The organism is Fusicatenibacter sp. (assembly GCF_977045365.1).
The window spans coordinates 1-19,770 of record NZ_CDRRUH010000010.1 but is presented as its reverse complement, the minus strand read 5'-3'; the positions used below and the strand labels follow the sequence as shown (position 1 = coordinate 19,770).

General features: G+C 50.2%; 19 protein-coding genes and 1 other annotated feature. Of the genes, 18 read left to right on the top strand and 1 reads right to left on the bottom strand.

Annotated elements, in window-relative coordinates:
* Positions 1-3: 3 nt before the first annotated feature.
* Positions 4-1,377 (bottom strand): MATE family efflux transporter, encoded by a 1,374-nt coding sequence (locus ACY2VW_RS03950; protein WP_118719722.1) that lies wholly within the window; start codon positions 1,375-1,377, stop codon positions 4-6.
* Positions 1,378-1,655: 278 nt separating this feature from the next.
* Between ACY2VW_RS03950 and ACY2VW_RS03945 the strand changes: the two genes are divergently transcribed.
* The 18 genes from ACY2VW_RS03945 to ACY2VW_RS03860 all read left to right on the top strand — a co-directional run bounded on the left by ACY2VW_RS03945 (position 1,656) and on the right by ACY2VW_RS03860 (position 19,522).
* Complete coding sequence (locus ACY2VW_RS03945) at positions 1,656-2,216, top strand: biotin transporter BioY (RefSeq protein WP_461877115.1); 561 nt, start codon at positions 1,656-1,658, stop codon at positions 2,214-2,216.
* A 292-nt stretch (positions 2,217-2,508) separates the two neighbouring features.
* Complete coding sequence (locus tag ACY2VW_RS03940; protein ID WP_070103231.1) at positions 2,509-3,264, top strand: transglycosylase domain-containing protein; 756 nt, start codon at positions 2,509-2,511, stop codon at positions 3,262-3,264.
* 22 nt (positions 3,265-3,286) lie between these two features.
* Positions 3,287-3,424: a hypothetical protein gene (locus tag ACY2VW_RS03935; RefSeq protein ID WP_156327580.1), complete on the top strand. Its 138-nt coding sequence runs from the start codon at positions 3,287-3,289 to the stop codon at positions 3,422-3,424.
* 156 nt (positions 3,425-3,580) lie between these two features.
* Entirely contained in the window at positions 3,581-4,153 is a 573-nt protein-coding gene (locus tag ACY2VW_RS03930; protein WP_461877113.1) for a M48 family metallopeptidase, read from the top strand.
* A 17-nt stretch (positions 4,154-4,170) separates the two neighbouring features.
* On the top strand, positions 4,171-5,130 hold the full coding sequence (locus tag ACY2VW_RS03925; protein WP_461877112.1) for a hypothetical protein: 960 nt from the start codon (positions 4,171-4,173) through the stop codon (positions 5,128-5,130).
* 83 nt (positions 5,131-5,213) lie between these two features.
* Positions 5,214-5,654, top strand: a complete 441-nt coding sequence (locus tag ACY2VW_RS03920; protein ID WP_461877110.1) for an SseB family protein — start codon at positions 5,214-5,216, stop codon at positions 5,652-5,654.
* 147 nt (positions 5,655-5,801) lie between these two features.
* Positions 5,802-6,146, top strand: a complete 345-nt coding sequence (locus ACY2VW_RS03915; RefSeq protein WP_117509828.1) for a putative signal transducing protein — start codon at positions 5,802-5,804, stop codon at positions 6,144-6,146.
* A gap of 21 nt (positions 6,147-6,167) precedes the next feature.
* Entirely contained in the window at positions 6,168-6,968 is an 801-nt protein-coding gene (locus tag ACY2VW_RS03910; protein WP_461877109.1) for an MBL fold metallo-hydrolase, read from the top strand.
* Between the two features lie 110 nt (positions 6,969-7,078).
* Positions 7,079-7,299, top strand: a binding site (T-box leader).
* Between the two features lie 95 nt (positions 7,300-7,394).
* Positions 7,395-10,046 (top strand): valine--tRNA ligase, encoded by a 2,652-nt coding sequence (locus ACY2VW_RS03905; protein WP_055220009.1) that lies wholly within the window; start codon positions 7,395-7,397, stop codon positions 10,044-10,046.
* Complete coding sequence (locus ACY2VW_RS03900) at positions 10,047-12,263, top strand: LTA synthase family protein (RefSeq protein ID WP_461877107.1); 2,217 nt, start codon at positions 10,047-10,049, stop codon at positions 12,261-12,263.
* Positions 12,264-12,445: 182 nt separating this feature from the next.
* On the top strand, positions 12,446-13,741 hold the full coding sequence (locus ACY2VW_RS03895; RefSeq protein WP_461877106.1) for a bifunctional folylpolyglutamate synthase/dihydrofolate synthase: 1,296 nt from the start codon (positions 12,446-12,448) through the stop codon (positions 13,739-13,741).
* 26 nt (positions 13,742-13,767) lie between these two features.
* Positions 13,768-13,941, top strand: a complete 174-nt coding sequence (locus ACY2VW_RS03890; RefSeq protein ID WP_022461761.1) for a hypothetical protein — start codon at positions 13,768-13,770, stop codon at positions 13,939-13,941.
* A 9-nt stretch (positions 13,942-13,950) separates the two neighbouring features.
* Positions 13,951-15,366 (top strand): tetratricopeptide repeat protein, encoded by a 1,416-nt coding sequence (locus tag ACY2VW_RS03885; RefSeq protein WP_461877104.1) that lies wholly within the window; start codon positions 13,951-13,953, stop codon positions 15,364-15,366.
* A gap of 154 nt (positions 15,367-15,520) precedes the next feature.
* Positions 15,521-15,844 carry an anti-sigma factor antagonist gene (locus ACY2VW_RS03880; RefSeq protein ID WP_461873772.1) on the top strand — a complete coding sequence of 108 codons (324 nt, stop codon included), beginning with the start codon at positions 15,521-15,523 and terminating at the stop codon, positions 15,842-15,844.
* 38 nt (positions 15,845-15,882) lie between these two features.
* A complete protein-coding gene (gene spoIIAB / locus ACY2VW_RS03875) occupies positions 15,883-16,350 on the top strand; it encodes an anti-sigma F factor (protein WP_461877150.1) in 468 nt (155 codons plus the stop codon).
* 16 nt (positions 16,351-16,366) lie between these two features.
* Positions 16,367-17,083: a SigB/SigF/SigG family RNA polymerase sigma factor gene (locus tag ACY2VW_RS03870; protein ID WP_055220004.1), complete on the top strand. Its 717-nt coding sequence runs from the start codon at positions 16,367-16,369 to the stop codon at positions 17,081-17,083.
* Positions 17,084-17,276: 193 nt separating this feature from the next.
* Positions 17,277-17,831 (top strand): helix-turn-helix domain-containing protein, encoded by a 555-nt coding sequence (locus ACY2VW_RS03865; RefSeq protein WP_461877103.1) that lies wholly within the window; start codon positions 17,277-17,279, stop codon positions 17,829-17,831.
* A gap of 473 nt (positions 17,832-18,304) precedes the next feature.
* Entirely contained in the window at positions 18,305-19,522 is a 1,218-nt protein-coding gene (locus tag ACY2VW_RS03860; protein ID WP_461877102.1) for an aspartate aminotransferase family protein, read from the top strand.
* Positions 19,523-19,770: the final 248 nt, after the last annotated feature.

Sequence of the window (19,770 nt, the reverse complement as noted above, 5' to 3'; positions counted from 1 at the left end):
TTTTCAGGCAGTAGCCTTCTGTAGCTCTGCCATAATCTTAAATTCCCGCACGACCATAACGATGCTGACTGATGCGGCTGCAAGGTCTGCAATCGGTGCAGTGTACATCACGCCGTCAATGCCGAAGAGATACGGAAAAATCAGCAGCAGCGGAAGCAGGAAAATAATCTGTCTCGTCAGCGAAAGAAAAATACCCTTCTTCGGTGCTCCGATGGAGGTAAAGAAGTTCGAGCTGACCGGCTGGATACCGTTCAGGAATGTGAAAAACAGGAAAATGCGGAAGTACCGCTCTGCAAAATGCAGGTACTCTTCTGAACCAGAACCAAAAATGCCGATAATCTGGCGCGGAAAGAGCTGGAAGCAGAGGAAGGCGACGATGGAAATGGCAGTCGCCGCAAAAACTGCTTTTTTATAGGCGTCCTTCACGCGGTCATATTTCTGTGCACCGAAGTTGAAGCTGACAATCGGCTGAAGTCCCTGCGAAATGCCGATGACAAAGGAAAAGAACAGCATATTCACCTTTGAAATAATACCGGCGCATGCAAGCGGAATGTCGCTTCCATAGACGGAATTGGAGCCGTAGTAGGTCAGTGTGTTGTTCATAACGATCTGAACAACCATCATTGCCACCTGGTTGAACGCAGGAGTTGCACCAAGCGCAGCAATCCGTGCCCAGCAGGCCATGTTCGGTTTCAGATCGGAAAGAGAGAGCGGCAGCGTCTTAAAACCGCGCAGATAGAAGACAACGAGCGCGAACGATAAAATCTGTCCGGTGATCGTGGCGAGCGCTGCACCTGCCATGCCCATGTGGAAAACGAAGATGAACAGCGGGTCGAGAATCGTGTTGACGATCGCGCCGACCAGGTTGCACAGCATGGAAAATTTCGGGCTGCCATCCGCGCGGATCAGGTTGGAGCCGCCGATTGTGACGATCAGAAACGGGAAGCCGATGGAGGTGATTCTGGTGTAAGTACAGGCGTAATCAATGACGTCCGGTGTTGCACCAAAGAGAAGCATCATCGGGCGCAGAAAAAGCTGAACGGCAACGCAGAGAATCACACCGAGGATTGCCAGCATGGAGATGGCACTTCCAACATAAGATTTCGCGTGCTCCGGCTCTCGTCTGCCCATGCAGAGATTGAAGTTTGCAGCACCGCCGATGCCGCAGAGCAGACCGATGGATGTGCAGACCATGCTGAGTGGGAACGCTACGTTGGTCGCTGCGTTTCCGAGCACGCCGATGCTGTGACCGATAAAGAGCTGGTCTACCATGTTATAGAGGGCGCTGACGAGCATCGCGATGACGCTCGGAATCGCAAAACGCCGCAAAAGAGAGCTGACCGGTTCCGAGCCGAGAGGATTTTCGGAAGGTTTCATAGAGGGTATCTCCTTTCAAATGGAATAAAAATTCATCGTTTGTATCGGGTGAACATTCCCGGAAAAACTCCGAGACTATATAGTATACCATAGAAAGAAAACAGAAAACAAGAGGGTGACCGCTGTTTTCAGAAAGTGTAACAGAATCGTAGCAGAACTCTCTGCATTTTTAAAAAAGGGATTGACAAAAATGAAATATTAACCTATATTGAAACAAGGTTAACAATTCAAAAGCAGAAAGAATTGGATACAAAAACCTGCGAGGAGGATTTACATTCATGAAAAAATCAAAACTTACAACAAAACAGATTGTACTGACCGGCATGATGACGGCAGTGCTTGCGGTACTGTCCATTGTGACGATTCCGCTTCCGACCGGCGTTCCGGTGACGCTGCAGACCTTTGCAATGGCATTTTGCGGCTACGTGCTTGGCTGGAAATTGGGAGGTGCATCGTCCGCTCTTTATCTGATCCTCGGCGCGATCGGCGTTCCGGTTTATGCCGGCATGAGCGGTGGCTTCGGCGCTCTTCTCGGACCGGCCGGCGGCTTTATTTTCGGATTTATTCCGATGGCAATGCTCTGCGGTGCCGGAATTAAAAAAGGCTTCCCGGGCAAACCATTCGTTCTTGGAATCGCAGGTCTTGCGGTATGTCACGCATTCGGTGTGGTACAGTTTTCTATTGTAACAGGAAACACGATCCCGGCTTCGTTCCTTGCAGTTTCCGTTCCGTACATCGTAAAAGATGTGATTTCCGTTGTAGCAGCTGAAATTCTCGGTGTAGCCGTTCGAAAAGCACTGTCAGCAGCTCATGTAATGAACTACGGAACCGTAGCATAATCACAGAGCGTTTCTGAAAAACCAAAAGATAAAAACAAGAGACAGGCATCCTGACAATCTGCCAGGTGTCTGTCTTTTTCTGTTTTGTCAAGCGGATATTCGCAATCCGCTTCGCTACTTGCCTGATTCGGTTAAAGTATTCCGCAGCAGCAGCGGTTATTTGAAAAAACGTGCAAAATGCATTTCATACAGTTTCAAAATTTTAATGAATTCCTAAGAAAGAGGCAAGAAGGCGTTAAGGGAGATATGGTAGGATAGAAAGCAGGAAAGAACAACAAAGGGGTTTGAAACTATGAGAAAAAGAACACGAAAACACCGGGGAACAGCGGGAAAAATGGTTGGAGGTTTTCTGGCATTTTTCTGCCTGATCCTGCTGACGGCCGGAATGTTCTGGGCAATCCAGGGATATGTTTCCTATCAGAAGGCAGTGAAGGAAAAGCCGCTCGCGCAGGCAGTAGAGGAAGCCAGAAGCGGAGCACAGTGGGCTTCTCTTGAACAGGTGCCGGATCTGTACAAAAAAGCGGTGCTTGCTGTTGAGGATCATCGGTATTACACACATCACGGGATAGACTGGATCAGCATGGCGCGGGCCGTTGTACATGATATCCGCGTGATGAAACCGGAGCAGGGAGGCAGTACCATCACACAGCAGCTGGTAAAAAACATGTATTACGATCAGAATAAGACATTTGCCAGGAAAGCGGCAGAGGCGTGGACGGCACTCTATGTGGAACGGCAGCTCTCGAAAGAAGAAATTCTGGAATTGTACATCAATACCATCTATTTCGGGGATGGCTATTACGGACTGAAAGAAGCATCGCTTGGCTACTTCGGGAAAGAACCGCAGGAGCTGACCGACAGCGAAGCCGTTCTCCTCGCCGGAATCCCGAATGCACCGTCCGCCTACGCGCCGTCGCGCCACGCGGATCTGGCGCTGCAGCGGGAAAAGCAGGTGCTGGCGGCAATGGTAAAATATGGATACCTGGAACAAAGTGAGACGGACAGCCTGCTGTGGGATGCGGCAGCCGATCCGGTTCTGGCACGATAGAAAGAAAAGTGAGGAAAAAAGAATGGGAAAACTGATCAGACTGGGGGCAACAGCGCTGTCCATGATTGGAATTTTGGTGATGATTCTCTGTGTGCAGGCGGCGATTTTATTTGTGAGGCTGTGCATCCGAAGAAAGCAGAAAAAAATTGAGCTGAAATAAGAGAAAGAAAAATGCGAGCAGAATTGCCGGAAGAAAAACGGTGATTCTGCTCGCGTTTTTTTCTGTGAGCAATCCGATTGCGTTTCCGCCGGGAAAAAGGTATAATGAAAAAAAGGCAAAAAAATGGTAAAACAGACAGCTTTTGAGGAAAAATAAATGGAACAAAAAGGCAGCGCAGAACGGATTTTAAAACAGATTCCCTATGAGATCGTGTATTCCGCCCGTAAAACGCTCGCCGTCCAGGTCAAAGCGGATGGAAGCGTGGTGGTGCGCGCACCGAAACGGATGGCAAAATACAAAATCGAAGCATTCTTAAAAGAAAAACAGGATTGGATTCACACACACCGGGAAAAAGCGCTGGCGGCCGCAGAGCAGAAAGCAGCGAACCATCTGACGGAAGCAGAACGAAAAGCGGCGGTTAAACGTGCGGCGCAGATGCTGGCGGAAAAGACGGCACATTTTGCAAAAGAGATGGGCGTAACGTATGGCAGAATCACAATTCGTGAGCAGAAAACCCGCTGGGGCAGCTGCAGCAGCGCCGGAAACCTGAACTACAACTGGAAACTGGTGCTGATGCCGGAGCGCGTGATGGATTACGTCGTTATCCACGAGCTGGCGCACCAGAAAGAGATGAACCATTCCGCGCGGTTTTACGCGGTGGTGGCACAGCAGATGCCCGATTACAAAGTGTGGCAGAGCTGGCTGAAGGAGCATGGAAGAGAGTACTGAAAAGAGAGGCAAAACAAATGATACTGACCGAAGAAAAAACATATATCATCAATGTGACGGAGGTTGATACCGACGCAGAGTTTGGCTTAAATAAGAAAGATATTATGATCGAATACACAAACCTGGAGCTGCTGCATGCGATTCTTGTAAGCACAATGCCATACAGCAGACTGTCGGCACTATACCGCGGAAAACGGAAGGCGGAGCTGCAGTCCCGGATTGCGATGGTGGAGAGTGTGCTCGAAACACGCGGCGACCAGCTGGCAAAAGCGGAGCAGATTATGTATCTCGACACGGCGGAGCGCAGTGCAATCTGTCATTATCTCGGCATCATCTACACGCGGCTGATTGCGCAGAAGCTGTACGGAATTGACTGTATGGTACCGCTGAACCTGATCGAGCAGCCGGGGGAGAAAAAATTTGTAAAATACAACGGTGCATACCGCCAGGATCTGATCGGATACGGAAAGCAGAACGCATGGAGCGTCTGGGAGCCGGTCGGCAGGAGCGAGAACAGCCAGGCGGCCTTTGGAAACGGATGCCGGGCGGCGTCGGAGATCGAGAAGATCAATGAAAATCCGCTGGCGAAGAGCGCGGCGTGCATGACGTATTACGAGAGAGGCTATCTGAATGCCGTTGTAAAAGAGCCGGAGCGGACCGGGGACGGGACACTTTGGTTTCCAGAGGAGAATTATTTCAAAGCATATTATCAGCCGCTTTTCGAGCTGTTTGCGGACGAACAGCCGGGTGAGCTGTACGGAAGCAGCGGCGGCTTTGAACTGGAGCTGACTCTGCCGTGGACGGAGGAAGGAAAACGCGGCTTCCGCCATCTGCAGATCGGAACGGATCAGGTGACGATTGCATTGATGCGGGAAGGGAAGTACGATCAGATCTTAAAGCGGATGGAAAACGTTTTGGATTTATCAAAAGAGTGCAGATTCTGCGGGGAAGATGGCATCTGGGTAGGCGCAGAGTAAAGGTCATCGGAAGTGCCGAAGCTGCCGGGGATGATGGTATACAGATTCTGTGTGGGAAAAGCGAAAAAGAAAGGACAAGAGCAATGGCAAAAGAAATGGAAACTCCAAAGGACGAAGGGCTGCAGGGGAATGAAACGATAGAGGAAGCAATTCTGGGACTGCAAAAGGAGCCGACGCCGGAAATGCTGGCACATGTGCTGACGGTGATCCGCCGCAGAATGAAAGAGGGCGGACAGGCGATTCTTTCCGTGGAACCGCCATCCGGCGACGATCAGATCCGGATCGGAACGGTAAAGAGCGCAGACGGAAAAGTCTGGTGGGCCGCGTTTACGAGCTTTGATGAGGAATTAAAGGGGAGCAGCAGCGTGAAATCTACGTTTCTCGTGAGTCTGGAACAGCTGATCCACATGGCATCCGAAACAAAGGAGATCAGCGGTGTGATTCTCAATCCGTGGAACCGCACGATCATGCTGGATCATACGCTGCTTTCGATTATCATCGGAGAAGAGAATGCGGGGCATTGATATCATATTTCACTTGGCCAGATTACGATGCTGCTCACAATCAACTTCGATTACGGATTGCGTGGGTGATGATGCTGAGAGAAAAAAAGAAAATAGCATAAAATAGCGGAAGGTGGATCTAAGGCACAAAGCACAGGAGGGAAAGATATGGGGTATCGAAAGGTGTATCGTACGGTAGATGAACAGACTACAAAAAAGATGGTAAAGATGCTGCAGCGTCATGGAATCATGGCTTATGGAAAAAGCGAAGGAGCCGGAGAAATTCTGCAGATTACAACTGGAATACCGTATCAGGGACGCGTTGTTTATGTGAAGGAAGAACAGGCAGAGGAGGCAAAAAAACGGATTGCCGACTGGGAGAAAAAAGGGGAATTTCCTGAGCCGCTCCGAACACAGTCCCATACGCCAAAAGCAAGAATTGCAGCTCTGATCTGGGTTATTATTATTGTTATGGGGATTTTATTCAACATAGGGTTCAGTATGTTCCGGTGAACAAAAGGGAGGTTTTACAAAATGGAAGGTTTTCAGGTAACAGAAATCGGAGAAAAAATTTACTGTATTCTTGACGCGGGAAATTCGTCGTTCTATGTAGTAGAAGGTGAAGAAAAAGCGGCTGTCATTGATACCGGCATTACGGCAGGCGCAAAGATTCTGCCGGTGATAAGGGAGCTGACAGATAAGCCTCTGCTGCTGGTTATCACGCATGCGCACCCGGATCACATGTATCACATCGATGAATTCGACGAAGTTTACATGTGCCACGAGGAAAAGAAAATGGACCCGGAGACGCTCGTGATGCTGACGGCGGGAAAACTAAAACCGTGGGAAGAGATTCATGATATCCGTACCGATTCCGTGATTCCGCTCGGCGGCACAGAGCTGGCCGTCTGTCAGGCTCCGGGCCATACGCCGGGCAGTGTTGTCGTGCTGGAGACGAAACAGAATTACCTGTTCACCGGAGATGCGATCGGAAGCGGCTGCGGTGTCTGGATGCAGGTGCCGGGCGGAACGAGCCTGGAAGAGTATTACGATGGTCTGGTTGGTCTGATGGCGTGGCTGGTGAAAAAGGGCGGCCGCATGAAATTCTTCGGCGGTCATCACACGCAGGTGTTTGAATCGACGGCGCATCCGGTTTACAATCCGCTCAGCCTCGGCGTTCTCGCAGATCTCATCGACCTTGTGGATCAGGTGATCCACGGCGAAAACCTGGGACGGCCAAGCAATGCGAAGCCGTTTTCGAAAGAACAGGTCCGCTACGCGTCGTACGGCCGCGCAGAAATGCAGTACTGTGCATCGCGGATTCACCGAAAATAAGCGCGTGAAATCTTAAAACTTCCATAAGAAGAAAGGTTTTTGCCCGCGGCGGCTTGACAAAATAAAAAAACGCGATTATGATAAATGCAGTTTCTATTCCAACAGAAAAAGAAAAGGTTATGAGGAAGAGGAGTACATGGCAGGCCCCAAAAGAGAGGACGGTTCACCGGCTGAAAGGCTGTCCGGGAAGGTGGTCATGGAAGGTAGCTTCTGAACCGGAGAGCTGAAAAGCACAGAAGATGTGATGATTAGGTTCTCACGCATGAGTCACGTTACAGACTCCGAAACGAGATACAAATTAAGGTGGTACCGCGGAATTTTCGCCCTTTGCATGCATGTTATGTGTATGTGAAGGGCGTTTTTGATTTAAGACAAGCCTCTGCGGGAATAAATACCACAATACACCAAACATAAAAGGAGGATCTCATGAGCAAAGAACTCGCAAAGACCTACGATCCGAAAGGACTCGAGGACAGACTGTATCAGAAATGGCTGGATAAAGGATATTTCCACGCCACTGTAAACCCGAACAAAAAACCGTTTACCATTATGATGCCGCCTCCGAACGTAACCGGACAGCTTCACATGGGCCATGCACTCGACAACACCATGCAGGATATTCTCTGCCGTTTCAAACGGATGGAGGGATATGAAGTCCTCTGGCAGCCGGGAACCGACCATGCGGCGATTGCAACCGAGGTAAAGGTTACCAATATGCTCAAAGAGCAGGGCATCGACAAAGATGAAATCGGACGCGAAAAATTCCTGGAGCACTGCTGGGAGTGGAAGAAAGAATACGGCGGACGCATCAACAGCCAGTTAAGAAAGATCGGCTCCTCCGCAGACTGGGAGAGAGAACGCTTCACCATGGACGAGGGATGCTCCAAAGCCGTAGAAGAAGTATTCTGCCGTCTGTATGAAAAAGGATGGATCTACAAAGGAAGCCGCATCATCAACTGGTGCCCGGTATGCCAGACTTCCATCTCCGATGCAGAGGTTGAATATCAGGAGCAGGCAGGCCACTTCTGGCACATCAACTACCCGGTAGTTGGAGAAGAAGGCCGCTTCGTAGAAATCGCAACGACCCGTCCGGAGACTCTGCTCGGCGATACTGCCGTAGCTGTCAATCCGGAGGATGAAAGATACACCGATATTGTAGGAAAAATGCTGAAACTGCCGCTGACCGACCGTGAAATCCCGGTTATCGCAGATGCTTACGTAGACAAAGAGTTCGGAACCGGATGCGTAAAAATCACACCGGCACACGACCCGAACGATTTTGAGGTAGGAAAACGCCACAACCTCGAAGAGATCAACATCTTAAACGATGACGGAACCATGAACAACAAGTGCGGCAAATACGCCGGCATGGACCGCTACGAGGCAAGAAAAGCCATGGTAGAGGATCTCGAGAAGCTTGGCCTTCTTGTAAAAGTAGTGGATCACGTTCACAACGTAGGAACCCACGACAGATGTAAGACAACCGTAGAGCCGATGATCAAACCGCAGTGGTTTGTAAAAATGGCGGATATGGCTGCCGCTGCCAGCGAAGCGGAGAAGAACGGGGAAGTAAACTTCATCCCGGATCGTTTCAGCAAGATTTATCAGAACTGGCTGAACAATATCCACGACTGGTGTATTTCCCGTCAGCTCTGGTGGGGTCATCGTATCCCGGCCTATACCTGTGATGACTGTGGCGAGATCACGGTTGTAAGAGGCGGAATGCCGGAAAAATGCCCGAAATGCGGCAGCACCCATCTCACCCAGGACCCGGATACCCTGGACACCTGGTTCAGCTCAGCGCTGTGGCCGTTCTCCACGTTAGGATGGCCGGAGAAAACACCGGAATTTGATTATTTTTATCCGACAGATGTACTCGTAACCGGATACGACATCATCTTCTTCTGGGTTATCCGTATGGTATTCTCCGCACTGGAGCAGACTAAACAGGTTCCGTTCCACCACGTACTGATCCACGGACTCGTTCGTGATTCCCAGGGACGCAAGATGAGTAAATCCCTCGGAAACGGTATCGATCCGCTCGAAGTCATTGACAAATACGGTGCAGATGCTCTCCGTCTGACTTTGATGACCGGTAATGCACCTGGAAACGATATGCGTTTCTACTGGGAGCGTGTAGAAGCCAGCCGTAACTTCGCAAACAAAGTATGGAACGCTTCCCGTTTCATCATGATGAACCTGGAAAAAGCAGAAGTTCCGTCTGAAATGCCAAAAGACAAACTGACACTGGCAGATAAATGGATTCTTTCTAAGGTAAACACGCTGGCAACGGAAGTAACGGACAACATGGACCGCTACGAGCTCGGTATCGCCGTACAGAAGGTTTACGACTTTATCTGGGAGGAGTTCTGCGACTGGTACATCGAGATGGTAAAACCGCGTCTGTACAGCGAGACCGACGAGACGAAGGGCGCTGCACTGTGGACCTTAAAAACCGTTCTTGGCAATGCATTAAAGCTGTTGCATCCGTTTATGCCGTTCATCACAGAGGAAATCTACTGCACACTGAATCCGGACGAGGATTCCATCATGATCGCCGCATGGCCGAAAGAGACCGAAGACTTTGCATACGCAGAGGATGAGGCAGCCGTTGAGATGATGAAAGAGGCGGTAAGAAGCATCCGTGGTGTCCGCACCAGTATGAACGTACCGCCGTCAAAGAAAGCAAGCGTATTCGTTGTAACGGAAGATGCTGCTGTACAGGAAACCTTCAAAAACGGTGCTGTATTCTTCGGAACTCTGGCAGGAGCAAGCGAAGTTCACGTACAGGCAGACAAAGCCGGCATCGCAGACGATGCGGTATCCGCAGTGATCCCGCAGGCAACGATCTACATTCCGTTTGCCGAGCTGGTTGACCTGGAAAAAGAGATCGCCCGCCTTACGAAAGAGGAAGAGCGTCTGACAAAAGAGATCGCACGTTCCAACGGCATGCTTGGCAACCCGAACTTTATCAACAAAGCTCCGGAAGCAAAAGTTCAGGCAGAGAAAGAAAAACTGGCGAACTATCAGCAGATGATGGAGCAGGTTCAGACAAGATTGGAGCAGCTGAAAAAATAAATGAAAAAAGGAAAAAAACTGCATGGAAACAAGGAAACCGTAGTGAAAGTCTGCAACTGGCTCTCTTTGCCGCTGCAGGCCCTGGGATGCTGTATTCTGTATCTGGTGATTGAAGCATTTTCCCGCCATTCGCTGGCATCTGCATGGAGCTACATGGTGGAAAGCCCATGGGTCTTTTTGTACAATGCATTTTTGATCTTCACTACTTTTATGGTAGTTTATCTGTTCCGCAGACGTGTGCTGGTACGGCTGGTGATGAGCTGTTTCTGGCTGCTGCTCGGCATCATTAACGGTGTGATTCTGGCAAACCGCGTCACGCCGTTTACCGGACCGGACTTGCGGAATTTAAGCGACGGCGCAAAGGTCGTGACGAAGTATCTGTCGAAAGGTACCATGATCCTCGTCGTAGCAGCCCTTGTGGCATTATTGGCATTTTTTGTATGGGTCTGGATCAAAGGACCGAAATTTCAGGGGAAAATCCGCTGGTATCTGAATGTGCCGTTGATTGCTCTGGTAATTGTACTCTTTACGGGAGCAACAAATCTGGCGCTTGCAAAGCGTGTGCTTTCCAGCTATTTCGTCAACATCGCATTTGCCTACCAGGATTACGGCTATCCGTACTGTCTGGCAGTCACCCTGTTTGATACGGGAATTTCAGAGCCGAACGGCTATTCCGAACAGCTCGTGAAACAGATTGAGACGAGTGAAGGCAAACAAAAAGAGGATGATACGGTAAAACCGAATATTATCTTTTTGCAGCTGGAGTCCTTTTTCGATCCGGAGCTGGTTAATTTCCTCAACATTTCCGAGGATCCGATCCCGTATTACCGGCAGCTGATGAAGGATTATTCTTCCGGTTATCTCCGCGTGCCGGTGGTGGGAGCCGGAACAGCAAACACAGAGTTTGAAACTATTTCCGGCATGAGCCTCCGGTATTTCGGAGCGGGTGAGTATCCGTACAAATCGGTGCTTTCAGAGGAGACGTGTGAGAGTGCGCCGTATGTTTTAAAGAATCTTGGCTATGCGACCCATGCGATCCACAACAATGAAGCAAACTTCTATTCCAGAAGAAGTGTGTTCTCACGTCTTGGTTTTGATACCTTTACCTCGGAGGAATATATGCCGGATATCTCGGATGTGACGGCGACAGGATGGGTAAAAGACCATATTCTGACAAAAGAGATCATAAAAACGCTCGATGCGACAGACGAACCGGACTATATCTATACGATTTCGGTACAGGGCCACGGTGATTATCCGACAGAGCCGGTGCTTGACGATCCGGAGATTACAGTGACAGGCGCAGAAGACCGGGAAAAAAATAATTACTCCTGGGAATATTATGTAAATCAGATTCATGAGATGGACATATTTGTCAAAGAGCTGACGACAAAGCTTGCGGATTATCCGGAGCCGGTGGTACTTGTGATGTACGGGGACCATCTGCCAACGATGGGACTGAAAGTAGAAGATCTGGAGAACCGCTATCTGTATCAGACCGAATACGTGATCTGGGATAACATGGGATTGAAAAGGAAACAGGAAAACATTGCTTCCTACCAGATTGCAGCAGAGGTTATGAACCGTGTGGGAATTCATGACGGAACCATTTTCCGGTATCATCAGACGAGACGGAATACGAAGAATTATCAGGTGGATCTCGAGGTGCTGCAGTATGATATGCTGTATGGAAAACGGTACGTTTACGGAGAAGACGGAGAGACACCGTATGAGCGTGTGAAGCTGCAGATGGGTGCTCTGCCGGTAACACTGGAACGAATCGAAAAATCCGGAGAAGATACCTGGTATTTTTACGGAGAAAACTTTACGGCATCGAGCCGTGTGGAAGTCAACGAGGAGATACAGGATACCGTTTATGTCAGCCCGTCGATTCTGATGGTGCATAGTCTGACCCTGGAAGACGGTGATCAGATTACAATCGCGCAGCAGAGCAACAGCTCGACGAAGAAGGTGCTGACAAGGACAGAGCCGATGATGTATGAAGAGCCAAAAACGGTATCTACACCGACGCCGACGCCGAACCCGGACAGCACGAAAACAGATGTGACGCAGGAAAATGCCAATACGAGCACTGCGCCGCAGGATGAACTGACGGCAGCGCCGTCCGGTGCGCCGGAGGGCGAAGGCGACAAGATTGAGCCGTCAAAAACAGAAAACAGCGATAAACCGGCCGAAGACGGCGGTCTGCAGAATTAAAAAGAGTGTCCGAAAGATCATACAGTGGGGCGGATTTTGACGTCCCACTGTATCTTTTTACGGGGAAAGTCGAAAAGTCGGGACAAAATTTTGAAAATTGCTATGGACATATCCGGTCACTCGATTATAATGATACTAGGGTTTGAAAGCAGCCCTAAAATACTGAAGAATGGTGAAATAAAGTGAATTATACAGAAGCAGTTGATTATATCGAAACAATACCGAAATTTACGGTGAAGCATCCGCCGGAACATACGAGGGAGCTTCTTTCGCGCCTTGGGAATCCGCAGGAAGGGATCAAAATTATCCATGTGGCGGGCACGAACGGAAAGGGAAGCGTCTGCGCGTACTTGAATGCGATGCTGCTTGCAGGCGGCAAAAAGACAGGACTTTTTACCTCCCCGCACCTTGTACGCATCAACGAGCGGTTTCAGATCAACGGGGAAGATGTGTCGGATGAGCAGTTTCTCGACGCATTTCTCAAAGTGGAAAAAGCAGCCAAAGAATACGAGGCGGAGGGCGAAGGCCATCCGAGCTATTTTGAGACGCTGTTCCTGATGGGAATGCTGATTTTCAAAGAAGCCGGCGTGGAATACCTGGTCATGGAGACCGGCCTTGGCGGACGGCTGGATGCGACAAATGTGGTCGAAAAGCCGCTGGCATGCATCATCACGTCCATCAGCCGCGACCACACCGAGTATCTCGGCGACACCCTCGAGGCGATTGCGGGAGAGAAAGCCGGCATCATCAAAGCCGGTGTCCCGGTAATCTACGATGCCAGCCAGCCAGGTCCGGCTTCTGTCATTGCCGCAAAGGCGAAAGAGATGGGAAGCCCGGCATGGCCGATGGAGCCGTCGTTCTATGAGATGAAAACACAGAGCCGCGAGGGTATCACCTTTACCTTTGCATATCCGGGCGGCGAAAAAGCAGAGCTTGCGATTCCGTACGTGGCAAAATACCAGATGATGAATGCAAGCCTTGCGTTCTACATGATGCATATTCTGCAGGACGTGCACGACATTCCTAAGAACGTGCTTGCGGAAGGCCTTTCGAAGATCAAATGGCCGTGCCGTATGGAAATGGCTGCGCCGGGCGTCATCATCGACGGCGCGCACAACGAGGACGGCATTGCACAGTTTGTCAGCACGGCAGGCTATTTTGCGAAAGAAAACGAGATCACGATTCTGTTCACGGCAGTTGCAGACAAGCACTATCATGAGATGATCGGTGAAATCTGCGAGGGAATTCATCCGTCCCATGTTGTTGCAACGCAGATCGACGGAAGCCGCGTCGTACCGGCGGAAGTGCTTGCAGAGGACTTCAGAAAAGCAGGATGCACGGATGTCTGTGCGGAACCGGAGATCGGGGCAGCGTATGAGAAGGCACTGGACAAAAAGGGCAGCGGCATGCTGTTCTGCGTGGGTTCTCTGTATCTGGCGGGCGAACTGAAAGCATATCTTGCAAAGCGGAATGGTTAGCGAATACAGGAAGGAATTTTTTGTTTATGTTAAATTACGAAGAAGAACTGAAGAAGTTTAAACCGTGTCTCGATGTGGACGAGGTGGAGGATGCGATTTACAGCCGTGATCTGACGGATGTGATCGACATTTTGAAAGAAATGATGAAAAACGACAAGCCGGAACAGGAAAACGAGACAGAAGCGGAAAAGGAAGAGTAAGGTGCCGGAATGAACTGTATGAATTGTAAAGCAGTTGTGGATGTCGGAATGGAGATTTGTCCCAACTGTGGTTTTAATCTGAGAGTACAGAGAAAATGTTTTTCTCTTTCGAACATGTACTATAATCTGGGCCTCGACAAGGCAGAGATCCGGGATCTTTCCGGAGCGATCGATATGCTGCGGCGGAGCCTGAAGTTTAACAAATACAATATCCATGCGCGGAACTTGTTAGGCCTTGTCTATTTTGAGACGGGTGAAGCGGTTGCGGCGTTAAGTGAGTGGATCATCAGCAAGAATATTATGCCGGAGAATAATGTGGCGACGGAGTATATTGCGACGCTGCAGGCGGAGCAGGCGAAGCTGGATATGATCAATCAGACGATCAAGAAATACAACAGTGCGCTGAAATGCTGCCGCGAGAACAATGAGGATGTGGCTGCGATCCAGCTGCGCAAGATCTTAAACCAGAATCCGAAGCTGATCAAGGGATATCATCTGCTGGCGCTGATTTATATTCACAAGGGTGAGTATGAGAAAGCGCGGAAGATTCTGAAAAAGGCGGCGAAAATTGACAAGACGAACTCGACGACGCTTCGTTTCCTGAAGGAGGTTGATTTCCAGACGGGTACGCAGACGTCGCTGGAGCCGCGGCGGTTCGGGCGCAGGGAGCGCACGGAGGAGCAGCGTGAGGACGAGCGTGAGCGTGTGGTAAGCGGGGATACGGTGATTATTCCGCCGACGTTCCGCGAGACGTCTACAGCGGCAACGATGCTGAATATCGGTATTGGACTGGTGCTTGGTGCGCTGGTTGTGTGGTTCCTTGTGGGGCCTGCGAATACGCAGAGGATTAACCGGCAGGCGGATGAGAAGGTTGTGGAATACAGCGGCAAGATGGCGAGCCAGGAGGCACAGCTGAACCAGCTTCAGAGCCAGGTGGATTCGCTGAATGAGACGACGGCTTCTGCACAGCAGCAGATTCAGACGGCACAGGATACGGCGGCTTCTTATGAAAACCTGTTAAAGGCTGTGGAGGCACAGCAGCAGGGCAATACGAGCAACGCTACAAACGCATTGACGGAGGTCAACCCGGAGGTGCTTTCGGTGGATGCGAAGGCGGTTTATGATACGATTTATAAGAGTATGCAGTCTACGATGTTTCAGGAGCTCTCGGAGTCGGGAGTGAATGCGTTTGATGATGCGAATTATACGGAGGCGATTGATAAGCTTTCGAAGGCTAAGAATATTAATGACAGTGATTATACGGTGCTGAATTATCTGGCGCATGCGTATCGGCTGAGTGGGGATACGGATAATGCGGTTTCGGTGTTCCAGGAGATTGTTGATAAGTTTCCGGGAACCCAGAAGGCTGCAAAGGCGGAGCAGCAGATTGAGGCGCTGGGGGGGACTGTGAAGACGGAGGAATAGTGGGCTGATACCACTGCCTACGCGGAGGGTGCGTGGGACGAAGGGCAAAAAGTATAAAAGTGAGAAGATAAAACACAAAAGATGAAATTCGTTTTAGGGCGAAAAAGATCTTTTGTGTTTTTTATTTTATGACGGGAAAGAAGGAGGATGGGAAATGGGTAATCGGGTTTGGGTGAAGGATGCGGTGATGACGATTCGGCTTCCGGAGGAGGTGGATCATTTTGTGGCTGACCGGCTTCGGGAGGAGGCGGGGGAGATTTTGGTGGAGAGGAATGTGAGGGAGGTGGTGTTTGATTTTCGGAAGACGGTGTTTATGGACAGTTCGGGGATTGGGCTGGTGATGGGGAGGTTTCGGGAGATGGAGCTGATTGGCGGGAAGGTGAGAGCGGTGCATGTGGGGGAGCGGATGCGGAGGATTCTGGTGATGTCGGGGGTGACGAGGGTGATTGAGGTGGAAGAAGAGAAAACGTGGAAGTAGGTTTTGGACGGGGAGTGGGTAGAAAGGGGAATGGGATGATGCAGGAAAGGATGAAAACGGAAGAGAAGATGCGGTGGAATACGATGATGCTGGAGTTTGAGAGCCGTCCCTGCAATGAGAGTTTTGCGCGGGTGTCTGCGGCGGCGTTTCTGGCGCAGCTGAATCCGACGGTGGAGGAAGTGGCGGATGTGAAGACTGCGATTTCGGAGGCGGTTACGAATGCCATGATTCATGGGTACCGGCAGGAAAAAGGGAAAATTCAGATGAAATGTGTGCTGGATCTGGAGGAGAAAGTGTTTCAGGTGACGGTAAAGGATACCGGTGTCGGTATTGAAAATGTGGAGAAAGCGATGGAGCCGATGTTTACGACCTGCCCGGAGCTGGAGCGCTCGGGGATGGGGTTTTCGTTTATGGAGGCGTTTATGGATGAGCTGGAGGTGCGGTCGCATCCGGGATGGGGGACGGAAGTGGTGATGAAACGGAAAATCGGCGTGGATCGGAAGTAAAGAGGAGTCAGAATGCATGGAACATACGCTTGCCCTGATCGAAAAGGCACACGAAGGGGATAAAGCGGCAAGGGATACACTGGCAGAGGAAAATATGGGACTGGTCTGGAGCATGGTAAGAAGGTTTGCAAACCGCGGGGTGGAGATGGAGGATCTGTGCCAGATCGGGAGCATTGGGCTGTTGAAGGCGATTGATAAATTTGATCCTTCGTTTGAAGTCTGTTTTTCGACGTATGCGGTTCCGATGATTGCGGGGGAGATCCGGCGGTTTCTGCGGTCGGAGGGGATGGTGAAGGTGAGCCGCCCGATCCGGGAACTGGCGTGGAAAGCGTATGCGGTGCGGGAGCGGCTGGAGCGGGAGAACGGGCGTGATCCGACGCTGGCGGAGATAGCGGGGGAGCTTGATGTTACCGTGGAGGAAATCGTGGAGGCGATGGAGTCCGGCGCGGAGGTGGAATCGCTGCAGAAGACCATCTATCAGGGGGAAAACCACGATATTTCTCTGATGGACCGCATTCCGGAAAAAGAGAACGGGCAGGAAAAGCTGCTGAACCGGATTTTTCTGGAAGAACTGCTCGGCAGACTGCCCGCAAAGGAGCGCCAGCTCATCTACATGCGATACTTTCAGGACATGACACAGGCGCAGATTGCCGGAAAACTGGGGATTTCGCAGGTGCAGGTGTCGCGGATGGAAAAGAAGATTCTGCGGCAGATGCGGATGGAAAAGGTCTGACAAAAATACAAATCCGGCAGAAGGGCGCTTTTTCTGGAAAAGGCAGAGAAAAGCGCCTGAAACCCGGGCGGATAAAGGAAGAAAAGAAAGGCGGAGCGGGGAAAGGCGGCAGAAGGTTTGAAAATATTCACTGGAATATCGGGGGAAGGTGTGCTACAATGAGCGAAATACGAAGAAAGGCAGGTGGAAGAACATGGATTATCTGACAGAAAATGTAGCACTCAATCTGAAACGGATCCGGCAGTCGAAAGGGATGAGCCTCGACCAGGCCTCAGAGCAGACCGGGGTCAGCAAGAGTATGCTCTCGCAGATAGAAAAGGGAACGGCGAACCCGTCGCTCGGCGTGCTCGGGAAGATTACGAGCGGCCTGCGGATTGAATTTCAGGAGCTGATTGCAACGCCGCTGGTGGATAGTTATCTTGTGACACCGGAGGATCTGGTTCCGACGAAAGAGCTGGAGGGGCAGTACACTGTGTGGACGTGCTTTCCGTATGAGGACACGCGGCTTGTGGAAATCTACCGCATCGACATCGAACCGGGCGGAACGTATGTGAGCGGCGGCCACGGAGAGAAAACAAGAGAGTACCTGGTGGTGACAGACGGCGTGATGACCGTGGAGTGCAATGGAAAAGAGCATGAGATCCACCGGAAGCAGGCATTCCGTTTCGAGACAGACCAGACCCACATCTACCGCAACAGAGGGACGGAGAAGACGAGCTGCATGTGTTTCTTTCTCGACTATCACTAAAAGCCGCAGAATAACAGGCTTTCTTTTTTTGAATGAACTGTTCAATATAATGGACAGAAATCCGCTGGAACATCAGAATAAAAAACAACGGATATGAAAAAAATACGGCGGAAGACGAAAAAACATCAAAAAAGAATAGAAAAAGCGGGTGTTAAACAAAAATAAAAAACTTTTTAAAAAAGTAATTGACAAATATAGGGAGTGGTGCTATTGTATGGTTGTACAAAATAATAAACGAAAAACAAAGCAAAGACGCTTACCAACGAGTAGTCTTTGCTTTTTTGTTTTTTATTTAGTAACAACTCAGAGCCACATCTCGATTCCGCTGCGCTGCATCTCGATGTTGCTGGTCGCCATATGAAATTGCATGAAAAAGTACTCATTCATGCAAGCATGATTCGCACTTTTCCCTGCAATTTCGCATGGCTCTGAGTTGTTACAAAATCTTTTCAACGCTATGGGAGGATAACACTATGAGATTAAAAGACACAGGATTAACGGTTCAGGACATCAAGGACAAAGTAAACAAGTACATGATCGAGACCTACGAGCGTTTCGATTTCCTCGCAGAAACCGCAGAGGGCATGTACATGTACGACGAAAACGGAACGCCGTATCTTGACTTTTACGCAGGAATCGCCGTAAACAACGCCGGAAACAGAAACCCGAAAGTTGTTGCAGCAGCAAAAGAGCAGCTCGACGATATCATGCATACCTTCAACTATCCATACACCATCCCGCAGGCACTGCTTGCTGAGAAAGTCTGCGAGACCATCGGCATGGACAAGATCTTCTATCAGAACTCCGGTACCGAGGCGAACGAGGCCATGATCAAAATGGCAAGAAAGTACGGCATCGAGAAATACGGCCCGAACCGTTACCACATCGTAACCGCAAAGATGGGCTTCCATGGAAGAACCTTCGGTGCCATGTCTGCAACCGGTCAGCCGGGCAACGGATGCCAGGTTGGATTCGGACCGATGACCTACGGTTTCTCCTATGCACCGTACAATGATCTGCAGGCCTTCAAAGATGCATGTACCGAAAACACCATCGCCATCATGGTTGAGCCGGTACAGGGCGAGGGCGGTGTTCATCCGGCAACGAAAGAGTTCATGCAGGGACTCCGGAAGTTCTGTGATGAGAACGACCTGCTGCTTCTGATCGATGAAGTACAGACCGGCTGGTGCAGAACCGGTGCGGTAATGTCTTATATGAACTACGGCATCAAACCGGATATCGTATCCATGGCCAAAGGTCTTGGCGGCGGAATGCCGATCGGCGCAATCTGCGCAACAGCTGAAGTAGCAAAAGCCTTTACCCCGGGATCTCACGGAACCACCTTCGGCGGCCATCCGGTCAGCTGTGCAGCAGCACTGGCAGAAGTCAACGAACTGATTGACCGCGACCTTGCCGGAAATGCAAAGAAAGTCGGTGATTACTTCGCAGAAAAATTAGCAAAACTGCCGCATGTCAAAGAAGTCAGACATCAGGGACTGCTGGTCGGCGTAGAATTTGATGATACGATCAGCGGCGTAGAAGTAAAACATGGCTGCCTCGACCGTCATCTGCTGATCACAGCCATCGGAGCGCACATCATTCGTCTGATTCCTCCGCTTATCGTAACCGAGGAGGACTGCGACAAGGCAGTTGCTATCATCGAAGAAACCGTAAAAGCTCTGGAAAAATAAAGAATTCTTATAGAAACAAAGAAAATCTCATAGCGTGAAAAGAACAGAACAAGGACGTCAAAAAGCAAAGAACCATGCTTCGCCCCTGTCCTGTTTTTCTTTTCATTCTGTGAATCGGAAGCAACAGGTAAAACAGAGAAATTAAATGTGAGAGGAAAACGGTATGGGACATCTGGTTATCACAATCGGCTGCGAGTACGGAGCCAAAGGAAATGCCATCGGCAGGAAAATTGCGGAGGATCTCGGAA

Excerpts from the sequence above, each read along its gene's own strand:
- ACY2VW_RS03890 (WP_022461761.1), top strand. The coding sequence starts at position 13,768 with ATGTTAAATTACGAAGAAGAACTGAAGAAGTTTAAACCGTGTCTCGAT.
- ACY2VW_RS03910 (WP_461877109.1), top strand. The coding sequence starts at position 6,168 with ATGGAAGGTTTTCAGGTAACAGAAATCGGAGAAAAAATTTACTGTATT.
- ACY2VW_RS03920 (WP_461877110.1), top strand. The coding sequence starts at position 5,214 with ATGGCAAAAGAAATGGAAACTCCAAAGGACGAAGGGCTGCAGGGGAAT.
- ACY2VW_RS03925 (WP_461877112.1), top strand. The coding sequence starts at position 4,171 with ATGATACTGACCGAAGAAAAAACATATATCATCAATGTGACGGAGGTT.
- ACY2VW_RS03860 (WP_461877102.1), top strand. The coding sequence starts at position 18,305 with ATGAGATTAAAAGACACAGGATTAACGGTTCAGGACATCAAGGACAAA.
- ACY2VW_RS03915 (WP_117509828.1), top strand. The coding sequence starts at position 5,802 with ATGGGGTATCGAAAGGTGTATCGTACGGTAGATGAACAGACTACAAAA.
- ACY2VW_RS03940 (WP_070103231.1), top strand. The coding sequence starts at position 2,509 with ATGAGAAAAAGAACACGAAAACACCGGGGAACAGCGGGAAAAATGGTT.
- ACY2VW_RS03880 (WP_461873772.1), top strand. The coding sequence starts at position 15,521 with ATGGGTAATCGGGTTTGGGTGAAGGATGCGGTGATGACGATTCGGCTT.
- ACY2VW_RS03905 (WP_055220009.1), top strand. The coding sequence starts at position 7,395 with ATGAGCAAAGAACTCGCAAAGACCTACGATCCGAAAGGACTCGAGGAC.
- ACY2VW_RS03870 (WP_055220004.1), top strand. The coding sequence starts at position 16,367 with ATGGAACATACGCTTGCCCTGATCGAAAAGGCACACGAAGGGGATAAA.
- ACY2VW_RS03885 (WP_461877104.1), top strand. The coding sequence starts at position 13,951 with ATGAACTGTATGAATTGTAAAGCAGTTGTGGATGTCGGAATGGAGATT.
- ACY2VW_RS03930 (WP_461877113.1), top strand. The coding sequence starts at position 3,581 with ATGGAACAAAAAGGCAGCGCAGAACGGATTTTAAAACAGATTCCCTAT.
- ACY2VW_RS03945 (WP_461877115.1), top strand. The coding sequence starts at position 1,656 with ATGAAAAAATCAAAACTTACAACAAAACAGATTGTACTGACCGGCATG.
- ACY2VW_RS03935 (WP_156327580.1), top strand. The coding sequence starts at position 3,287 with ATGGGAAAACTGATCAGACTGGGGGCAACAGCGCTGTCCATGATTGGA.
- spoIIAB (WP_461877150.1), top strand. The coding sequence starts at position 15,883 with ATGCAGGAAAGGATGAAAACGGAAGAGAAGATGCGGTGGAATACGATG.
- ACY2VW_RS03900 (WP_461877107.1), top strand. The coding sequence starts at position 10,047 with ATGAAAAAAGGAAAAAAACTGCATGGAAACAAGGAAACCGTAGTGAAA.
- ACY2VW_RS03865 (WP_461877103.1), top strand. The coding sequence starts at position 17,277 with ATGGATTATCTGACAGAAAATGTAGCACTCAATCTGAAACGGATCCGG.
- ACY2VW_RS03950 (WP_118719722.1), bottom strand. The coding sequence starts at position 1,377 with ATGAAACCTTCCGAAAATCCTCTCGGCTCGGAACCGGTCAGCTCTCTT.